This is a genomic window from uncultured Halorubrum sp., assembly GCF_937146585.1.
Lineage (GTDB): Archaea > Halobacteriota > Halobacteria > Halobacteriales > Haloferacaceae > Halorubrum > Halorubrum miltondacostae.
Genome location: NZ_CAKZRO010000035.1, coordinates 1 through 5,930 on the forward strand (window position 1 = coordinate 1; position 5,930 = coordinate 5,930).

The window sequence follows — 5,930 nt, forward strand, 5'->3', positions numbered from 1 at the left end:
AGCGTCATGTACATCTCGCCGAACAGCTCCAGCGTCTCCAGCGTCATCTCGCGCTCCTGTTTCGACGTGCGGAGGTGTTTCTCCTTTTTGTCCTTCAGGAAGCTCTCCATGTCGCCGCCGGAGTTGACGATGGAGAGCATGTCCGCGAGGAACTGCGAGAGCTCGTCGGAGGGCGTCTCCATCGACTGCTGGCGGATCGCGTTGCGGTAGTCGGTGCCGAAGTACTCCGTCTCGTTGACGATGCTCTGGAACTCCCGAGACACTTCGCCGTACGTGTCCTCGGCGGTCGCCATCGCGCGCAGGATCTCGAGCTGGTTCAGCCCGCCGACGGAGAGCGCGTACATGAACGAGACGGAGTCCGCGAGCAGGAGGTTGATCTCCCGCTTCCGCGAGGAGGCCCGCGAGTACGGGACCGCGACGACCCCGCCGAACCCGACCGCGAACCCGATCGAGCCGAAGACGAGCCCGCTGAGCAGCACCGCCGTCGGCACGACGAGCGAGCGGAGCAGCGTCTGGATCCCCGGCGTCGGCGCCGGGACCCCGAGCGAGAGCGCCTCCGGGTCGATGAGGCCGAGCGAGAACACGCCGTAGCCGACCAGCGTGCCGACCGCCCAGAGCGCCCCGCCGACGAGGATGCCGACCGCCAGCGCCAGCGAGACGTACATCTCGACTTGGTCGGGCATCCGGGCTTCCGACAGCTTGCGCTCCACGTCCCCGACGAAGTCGCCGTCCTCGTCGAACAGCAGCTCGAACACCGGGTAACACAGCTCCGCGAGGACGTTCGCGTCCACGCCGCCGTCGCCCGCGTCCACGTCGAGGCTCACGGCTCGGCCCTCACGCCGGACATGGCGTCACCCGTCCTCCGCGGGCTCGACCGTGCCGAACCCCCAGTCGCCGATGTCCTCGTCTGGCTCGTCGGCGGCGTCGCTCTCGGAGGAGTCTCCGCCGTCCGCGCTCTCGGTCGCGTCCTCCTCGTCGCCGTCGTCCGGCTCGTCGGTATCGACCTCGGGTTCGTCTCCGCTCTCGAACGCGTCCGCGACGTCGTCTTCGCCCGATTCGTCGACGCTCTCCGCCGCGTCGTCGGGCGTCGTCCGACCGCTGTCGGCTTCGTCGCGGTCGCTCGCGACGGGCTCCGCGGCGCTGAACCCCTCGCTCACGTCGGCCGACGCGTCCGCGTCGCGGTGCGGGTCCCGCTCGGACGGCTCCGCCGGCGACGAGAGGACGTCGACCCCCTCGTCGAACGGCTCCCCGAAGTCGATGTCGCTCGGCTCGCCGGAGCCGTCGCCGGCCGCCTCGGCGACGCCTCCGAAGTCGTCGTCGGGAGAGGCCGAGGGCGCGCCGGAAGGCGGCCGTCTCTCTCCGGGTTGCCGCGTCGGGCTCGGGCCCTCCGCGTCGGCGGGCCGCCGCGTCGCGTCCGGACCGTCTGCCTCGCCGGCGTCCGCTTCGGGCTCCGGCCCGAGCGGGCTTTCGTCCGCGGCGTCCGCCTCGCGGGCCGTCTCGGCGAGCGCCTCGCGGTCGCCAGTCGGAACGGCCTCGACGTCGCCCGCGTGGTTCATCTCCAGGAGGGCGTCGGCGACGGAGTCCGGGACCTCGCCGCGGTACGTCTCGAACAGGCCCTCGGCCGCGTCGAGTATCTCCGCGGCCTCCGTCTCGCCGTCGTCGTCGGGCGTCGGGCGGGGGACCAGCTCCTCCTTCTCGCGGTCGACGTTGATCAGCACGGACTCCATCTCGCGGAGGTCCTCCAGCGAGCGCTCCAGCTCGTCGTTGGCCATCAGCGCCAGCACGGTCTCCGGGTCGTTGATGAACGCCTGGAACGTCGCCGCCACCTGCGCGTAGCTGTTGAGCCCGCGGTCAATGAGGTACGCTAACACGACCCGCCGCTTGCGGAGCTCCTCGTCGAGGGTCGCCCGGCTCCAGCCGCGGTCGAACATGATGTCTTCGAGGGTGTTCGAGTCGCCCATCTGGAGGAACTCGTCCGTCTCCGCCTGCCACTGGAACACGTCTTGGACGTTGATCTCGTCGTTCTCGGCGTCGTAGTGGTTGATCTCGGTGATCGACTTGTTCCGGCGCACCTTCTTGCCCTGGACGCGGGTGGATGTCTGGATCGAGACCAGATCGAGCGCCGTGAACATCGTCTTCGAGACGTTGATCGGGTCGGTGGTGAACCGCTTGAGCACCTCGCCGACGGAGTCGGCGTGGAACGTGGTGTAGGTGGTGTGGCCGGTCGACATCACCTGGAAGGCGGTCCGGCCCTCTTCGCCGCGGATCTCGCCCATCACGATGTAGTCCGGGCGCTGTCGGAGCGCGGCCTCAAGGAGGTCGAACTCGTCGATGTCGCCCTTGTCGTCGTCGGAGAAGGAGGGGCGCGTGACGGAGGCGATCCAGTTACGCTGGGGCAGTTCGACCTCGCGGGTGTCCTCGATGGAGACGATCTTCGCGTTCGAGGGGATGAAGAGGGACACCGCGTTCAGGCTCGTCGTCTTCCCGGAGGCCGTCCCGCCCGCGAAGATCAGGCTCTTGTGGTTCTCGATGGAGAGCCAGAGGAACGCCATCTCGTCGAGCGAGAACGTCTTCCAGTTGATCAGGTCGATCGGGGTGAACGGGACGTCGTTGAACTGGCGGATCGTGTAGTTGGTCCCGTGGTCGGAGACCTCGCGGCCGAGCGTGAGCTGCGCGCGAGAGCCGTCCGGCAGCGTGGCGTCGACCTGCGGTCTGCGCTTCGAGATCCCCTTCCCGGACCGCTGCGCGAGCTTCACGACGAAGTCGTCCAGCTCGTCGGTGCCGTGGTGGATGTTCGAGATGATCTGCTCGTACTCGGAGTGGTAGACGAAGACGGGGGAGTTGTACCCGTCACAGGAGATGTCCTCGACGTTGATGTCGTACTTGATCGGGTCGATCCGCTCGTACCCCACGAAGTCGCGCTTGAGGTAGTACAGCAGCTTCTCGACCTGATGGTCGGATAGGGTCCGGGCGTCCTCCGCGAGCACCGCGGGCTCGGGCCGAGCGCTGATCTTGGGCGGGTCGGCCGGCGACTCGACCGGGGGCTCGTACCCGAGCGACTCCGCGATCCGGCCGGCGATCCCCTCGGTGGGGTCGACGCCGAACCGATCCACCAGCGTGTCCGCGAGTCCGCGCTCGTCGGCGTCGTCCTCGTAGAGCCCGTACCGATCGAGCAGCGAGCGCGCCTCGTCGACGATCACCTCCTCGCGGAACGCCTCGTCGCCGCCCGCGATCGACTCGTCGGCGTACTTGATCGAGGTCCGGAGCTTGCCGGTGAGGAACTCCGTGAGGTCCGTCTCGATCTCCGTCCGGTAGGGCTGGACGGCGTAGTACTTCGCCTCGTTCTCCTTCCGGGAGCGGAAGACGATGACGAACGCGTACGGCTTGTTCACCCAGTAGCGCTCCTCCTCGCGGAAGTGCGTCTTCTTCGGCATCGGGACCGCCTTCTCCAGGTCGTACCGGTTCGTCAGCGTGGTGTACCCCTCCGACGTCGAGAAGAAGGCGTCCTCGTCGACCTCGGGGTTCACGTCCACGGTGCGCTCGTCGACGAGGTCCGCGAGGTCGGCCGCGGCCTCGCCGCCCGCGCCGAGCAGCGCCTCCGTGCGGTCCGGGTCGAAGCCGAGGGCCTCGGTCTTGTCCTCGTGCGTGAACTCCAGCGGTACCGCCTCGCCCTCCTCGTTCTCCTCGGTCGGCGGGTTCCCGTCCTCGTCGAGGAAGAACTCCTCGCGGTAGTCGTCCCACGTGTAGTACCCCTTCAACACGGGGACCGAGTAGGGGTCGTACCGGGCGGCACACAGGTCCCAGAGGACGTCGCCGACCGCCGCGGCGGCCCGGAAGCGGTACTCCGTCTCGCTCGGGTCGAACCCGAGCGGCGTCGCCGGGTCGAACTCGACCCGGCCCCACTCCTCGGCGGTCGGCGGGCGGGACGGAACCGACTCGACGTCGTCCCCGGACGCGACGACGACGCCGGAGACGCCACCGCGGCCGACCGGACCGTCGAAGACGGTGTCCGGAGCCGGAACGTGGCGTTCGGCCTCTTCGGTATCGGTTTCTGCGCCGGAACCAGCGTCGTCGCCGGGTTCTGCGTCCCCGTCGGATTCCGCCGCGTCCGCCCGCTCGTCGGCGTCATCCGCGTCCGTGTCCGCGCTCTCGCCATCGTCCGGTTCCGGAGCGCCGCTCTCCGACTCCACCGTTACCGTCTCGTCGTCGGGATCTGCGTCCGCGTCGTCCTCGGTTTCGGGGTCCGCGTTCTCCGCCGCCTCGGCTTCGGTGTCGGCCGCAGAGCGGTCGTCGTCGGGACCGTCGCCTTCGGCGCCGTCGACCGGTACGGCCGTCGCTCGCCGTTCCCCGGTCGGGACGACGGCGGTCCCGTCGAGGACGACGACGTCGGGTCCGACCACAAGCGTGCCCCGCTCCGGGGTGCCGTGGCCGGGGACCGCGGTCTCGCCGTCCGCCTCGAACGGCTCGTCGACGCCCGCGGCGCGGACGACCCCGCCGACGCCGTCCGGGCGGTGGAGCGCGACGCCGTCGGCGGGGACCGCCGGCACGTTCGGTACGTCGGCGTACACGCGCTCCGCGGCCGCCTCGTGTCCCCGCTCCGCGAGCAGCGACCGCCAAGTGTACCGGTCGGTGACGACGGGAGACCCCTCGTCCGTTACGTCCGAGTCAGTTGCGTCTGAATCCGCCGCGTCCGGGTCCGTGGCGTCCGCATCCGACGGCTCCCCGTCGCCGTCCGTCGCGTCCGAGCCGCTGTCGCTCTCTTCGGGTTCGCTCGCGTCTGCGCCAGTCGCGTCGATCTGTACTGGGTCTACGTCCGTGTCGGCCGTCTCCACCGTATCTGCGTCCGCCACGTCCGTTTCCGTCGCGTTCGAGTCGGCGTCTCCGTCCCCGGAGCCGCCCGCGTCGGACGCCGAGCGATCGCCCTCAGTACCGGATGGGGGGGCGGACCGCTCTGCGTCCTCGCTGTCCATGATCGCGGCTACAGCGTTTTCGTTCAAAAAGGTGTCTCGCAAAACACCGCGATTGATAATCGAGCGTGACGGGCGGATTTTAATCCCCCGCGCACCGATACACGGCCGTGTCACCCGCCGATCGATTCCGACGGCTCCGGCGACTTCGACGGCCCGCGATCAGGCGGCGGGTCCGGGCGGCGGTGGCCGAGGAGCTGCTCGGGACGCCGCGGAGCCTCGCCGTCGTCTGCGCGTTCACCGCCTTCATGTTCGCCGTGGGGGTCGGCTACTACGCGCCGACGGCGGACGAGGTGCCGGTCGCCCTCTGGCCGCTGTACGCCGACTCCGCGGTCGCGGTCGCGCTCGGCGGCGGCGTCCTCGCGAGCGTCGCGTCGACAGTGCGGCGCGGCGGCGACGTCACCGTCGACGCGCCGACCTCGCGGGGGTTGGCGTACCTCCACACGCTCGCGTTCGTCTGGCTGGTCCAGTTCGGCCTCTGGCCGCTCGTCTCGCTGAACCTCGCGTTCAGTGAGTACGTCGCCGCGCCGGACGCCTGGATCTACTACTGGGGCGTGATCGGCACGCACCTGCTGTTCGTCGGGCTCGCGCTCCTGTTCCCCGCGTTCGGTCGGACGACCCGCGGCGCGCTCGCCGCGGCGCTGGGCCTCGGCGTCGTGAACACGCTCGTCGACTACTGGGTCGGCTACCACCCACCCCTGTTGTACGAACCCGGCCTGAGGCTGGCGGCCGCGACGCTCGCGATAGCGGTCGGTGCGGTCGCGCTCGCGTCGCGGTCGTTCCGACGACTCGGCGAGGACTCGAGATAAGTCGTTCGAGCGGCCGGGAAGAGATGTTAAACCAGTTTGCGAGGGCGCGGCGGGATCCACGCGAGCGAACGCAGTGAGCGAGCGTGGAGCCAGTCGCGCCCGTGACTTCGCTTCGCTCCGTCACGGGCGCGACGGGATTCGAACCGGAATCGGA

3 protein-coding genes are annotated in these 5,930 nt (G+C 69.7%); 1 reads left to right on the forward strand and 2 read right to left on the reverse strand.

Annotated features, from left to right (window positions below; genetic code table 11):
• Both Q0116_RS03230 and Q0116_RS03235 read right to left on the reverse strand, forming a co-directional pair.
• Positions 1-824 (reverse strand): type II secretion system F family protein (locus Q0116_RS03230; protein WP_297885459.1); only part of this gene is annotated, 824 nt, incomplete at its 3' end.
• Between the two features lie 27 nt (positions 825-851).
• The gene (locus Q0116_RS03235; protein ID WP_297885461.1) at positions 852-4,970 is read right to left on the reverse strand and encodes an ATPase, T2SS/T4P/T4SS family; all 4,119 of its coding nucleotides are present in this window, start codon (positions 4,968-4,970) and stop codon (positions 852-854) included.
• Positions 4,971-5,077: 107 nt separating this feature from the next.
• On the opposite strand from Q0116_RS03235, the gene Q0116_RS03240 reads away from it, so the two are divergent.
• Positions 5,078-5,776, forward strand: coding sequence for a DUF1405 domain-containing protein (locus tag Q0116_RS03240; RefSeq protein WP_297885463.1), 699 nt, complete (start codon positions 5,078-5,080; stop codon positions 5,774-5,776).
• Positions 5,777-5,930 lie beyond the last annotated feature (154 nt).

Coding starts and splice junctions, on each gene's coding strand:
- Q0116_RS03235 (WP_297885461.1), bottom strand. CDS start 4,970: ATGGACAGCGAGGACGCAGAGCGGTCCGCCCCCCCATCCGGTACTGAG.